Origin of the sequence: Desulfovibrio sp. OH1186_COT-070 (assembly GCF_003860215.1) — a bacterium.
Lineage (GTDB): Bacteria > Desulfobacterota > Desulfovibrionia > Desulfovibrionales > Desulfovibrionaceae > Desulfovibrio.
Window position 1 is genome coordinate 1 of record NZ_RQYH01000152.1, and the last position, 510, is coordinate 510.

A 510-nucleotide genomic window follows, 5' to 3' on the forward strand; every position below is an offset into this window, starting at 1 on the left:
GTTTTATTTCTGCGTTAAGTAACCATCTTCCATATGAAAGATTTTGTCGCAAAATTTAGTTAACCGTTCATCGTGAGTAACAATAATACATATTTTTTGACGTTGTTTAGACTGTTCTTTTAGTATTTTCATAACTGTCATCGCATTTTCAGTATCGAGTGATGCGGTTGGCTCATCAGCTAAAATAATAGATGGCTGTGTATAAATTGCTTTAGCAATCGCAACACGTTGTTTCTGTCCTCCTGACACTTCAGAAGGCAATTTATTCTCGATTTCTTTCAAACCTAAATCGTCTAACAATTTATCATGTTCTTGAGTACTTAACACATCTTTTTTATAACTCTTTAATAAGTAAAATTGTTGTTTGATTGTTAAGAATGGAACTAAGTTAGTCGCTTGTAATATAAATCCAATTTCTTTCATTCTCATTCTGGATAATTTTTTCTGATTCATTTTTGAGATTTTCTTATCGTTAATATAAATTTCTCCAGATGTAGGTGTTTGTAAGGC

Annotated in this window: 1 protein-coding gene; it reads right to left on the reverse strand. The window is 31.0% G+C overall.

Annotated features, from left to right (window positions below; genetic code table 11):
* Positions 1 to 3: 3 nt before the first annotated feature.
* Positions 4 to 510, reverse strand: a 507-nt coding sequence (locus EII23_RS12305) for an ABC transporter ATP-binding protein (RefSeq protein WP_148091289.1), incomplete at its 5' end; no start/stop codon positions are given.